This is a genomic window from Streptomyces sp. NPDC059567 (assembly GCF_042735655.1).
Taxonomy (GTDB): domain Bacteria; phylum Actinomycetota; class Actinomycetes; order Streptomycetales; family Streptomycetaceae; genus Streptomyces.
In genome coordinates, this window is record NZ_JBHWBS010000164.1 from 1 (window position 1) to 2,479 (window position 2,479).

General features: G+C 67.4%; 3 protein-coding genes. All 3 read right to left on the reverse strand.

Annotation, left to right across the window (positions count from 1 at the left end; genetic code table 11):
* Window positions 1-107 precede the first annotated feature (107 nt).
* Complete coding sequence (locus ACFVZW_RS36005) at window positions 108-812, reverse strand: DUF4191 domain-containing protein (protein WP_376440925.1); 705 nt, start codon at window positions 810-812, stop codon at window positions 108-110.
* A 10-nt stretch (window positions 813-822) separates the two neighbouring features.
* Window positions 823-1,035: a hypothetical protein gene (locus ACFVZW_RS36010; RefSeq protein ID WP_329121351.1), complete on the reverse strand. Its 213-nt coding sequence runs from the start codon at window positions 1,033-1,035 to the stop codon at window positions 823-825.
* Between the two features lie 267 nt (window positions 1,036-1,302).
* Complete coding sequence (gene lipA / locus ACFVZW_RS36015; protein ID WP_329121353.1) at window positions 1,303-2,268, reverse strand: lipoyl synthase; 966 nt, start codon at window positions 2,266-2,268, stop codon at window positions 1,303-1,305.
* Window positions 2,269-2,479 lie beyond the last annotated feature (211 nt).

The window sequence follows — 2,479 nt, forward strand, 5'->3', positions numbered from 1 at the left end:
GACACCCCCACCGATAAAAACACTCCCATTATGGTGGGCCGGTTCTGTTGTTTATAAGAGACCGGTACCGATCGGTACGGGGGCGCCCCTTCTTCGTGCAGAGATCGTCAGCGCATCTTTCCGCCGCGCGGCATCCGCATGCCCTTCGGCATCGGACCCTTCGGCAGGGGCATGTTGCTCATCAGGTCGCCCATGGCGCGCAGCCGGTCGTTGGCCGCCGTCACCTGCGGGCCGGAGAGCACCCGCGGCAGCTTCAGCATGGTCGTACGGACCTTCTTCAGCGGCACCTGGCCCTCGCCGTTGCCGACGACGATGTCGGTCACCGGAACGTCGACGACGATCCGGGCCATCCGCTTCTTCTCGGCCGCGAGCAGCGACCGCAGGCCGTTCGGGTTGCCCTCGCCGACCAGCACGATGCCGGCCTTGCCGACCGCGCGGTGCACGACGTCCTGGTTCTTGTTCATCGCGACCGCCGGGGTCGTCGTCCAGCCGCGCCCGACGTTCTGCAGGACGGCGGCCGCCGCGCCGGGCTGCCCCTCCATCTGCCCGAAGGCCGCGCGCTCGGCACGTCGTCCGAAGATGATCGCCATCGCCAGCAGCGCCAGGATGAAGCCCAGGATGCCCAGGTAGACCGGGTGCCCGATCAGGAAGCCGATCGCGAGGAGAACGCCGAGTACGACGATGCCCACGCCCGCGACGACAAGCCCGACCTTCGGGTCGGCCTTTCGGGTCATCTTGTACGTGAGGGCGATCTGCTTCAGTCGCCCCTGGTTCGCAGCGTCACCGCTGCCCGTGTTTGCAGTCCTCGCCATGTCCTGAAGTTTACGTGGCCCGAGAGGCGCGGCCAGCCACCGCCTCCATCACATGCTGGGCCTCGACCCGGTCCTTGGCCCGGCGACGGTCCTCCAGGACGGAGGTCCAGGCGTTGCGGCGGGCGGTCCGCTGGCCGCTGCCGAGCAGCACGGCCTCCACGGCCCGCAGGGCATCGGTGACGGACGGGATCGCGGTGGCGCGGACGTGGGTCGCGGCCTGCATGACGGGGTCCTCCCTCAAGCATGGATGAGATGAGGTGGGGGGCTGAGCGAGAGATGTCGCTCGTGTTGTGGCGGTGTGTGAAGCCAGGCTCACAGACTGGTGTTACCAGCGCATGACTCGGTGGTCAAACACTGATGAAACGTTGATGCGGCCATCCGTGCGAACCCGTGAATGCTGACGCGGCCCGTACGCACCCCCTGACCTGCGGGGGCGTACGGGCCGCGACGAATTCGGCCACTACTGGCCAGTAACTACTTGTGCTTGGATTCACACGGTCGGCGTGGTGGCCGTCTCGCCGCGCTTCTCCATCGCCTGCTGGTAGAGCCGGCCGGCGCGGTAGGACGAACGGACCAGCGGGCCCGACATCACACCGGAGAAGCCGATCTCGTCGGCCTCCTCCTTCAGCTCCACGAACTCCTGCGGCTTCACCCAGCGCTCCACGGGGTGGTGGCGCACCGACGGGCGCAGGTACTGCGTGATCGTGATCAGCTCACAGCCGGCGGCGTGCAGCTGCTGCAGCGCCTCGCTGATCTCCTCACGGGTCTCGCCCATGCCGAGGATCAGGTTCGACTTCGTGACCAGACCGTAGTCTCGGGCCTTCGTGATGACGTCCAGCGAACGCTCGTAGCGGAAGCCGGGACGGATCCGCTTGAAGATCCGCGGCACCGTCTCGACGTTGTGCGCGAAGACCTCGGGGCGGGAGGCGAAGACCTCCGCCAGGAGCTCCGGCACCGCGTTGAAGTCGGGGGCGAGCAGCTCCACCTTCGTACGGCCGTCGGCGCGGCCCGCGGTCTGCTCATGGATCTGGCGCACGGTCTCCGCGTACAGCCAGGCGCCGCCGTCCTCCAGGTCGTCGCGCGCGACGCCGGTGATGGTGGCGTAGTTCAGGTCCATCGTGACGACCGACTCGCCGACACGGCGGGGCTCGTCACGGTCCAGCGCCTCGGGCTTGCCCGTGTCGATCTGGCAGAAGTCGCAGCGCCGCGTGCACTGGTCACCGCCGATGAGGAAGGTGGCCTCGCGGTCCTCCCAGCACTCGAAGATGTTGGGACAGCCCGCCTCCTGGCAGACCGTGTGCAGGCCCTCGCTCTTCACGAGGCTCTGCATCTTCGTGTACTCGGGACCCATCTTCGCCCGGGTCTTGATCCACTCGGGCTTGCGCTCGATGGGGGTCTGGGCGTTACGGACCTCCAGGCGCAGCATCTTGCGTCCGTCGGGTGCGACTGCGGACACGACCGGCTCCCTGTAGCTTCGATTCTTCGGCGCACACCAGGGTACGCCCGTTGTTCATGCGGTTTTGTTTACGCCTGGGCAACCTGTGGCCAGGGCCCGGCATTCCCTAGGGAGTGTGTTTGTGGATGGGGCGGGTTCGGAAATAAAGGCCCTTGGGGGAGTGGGAGAGGGGGTGGGTCTCGGTGTCTCGCGGGGGGAAGGCCCCGGGTGG

Coding starts and splice junctions, on each gene's coding strand:
- ACFVZW_RS36005 (WP_376440925.1), bottom strand. CDS start 812: ATGGCGAGGACTGCAAACACGGGCAGCGGTGACGCTGCGAACCAGGGG.
- ACFVZW_RS36010 (WP_329121351.1), bottom strand. CDS start 1,035: ATGCAGGCCGCGACCCACGTCCGCGCCACCGCGATCCCGTCCGTCACC.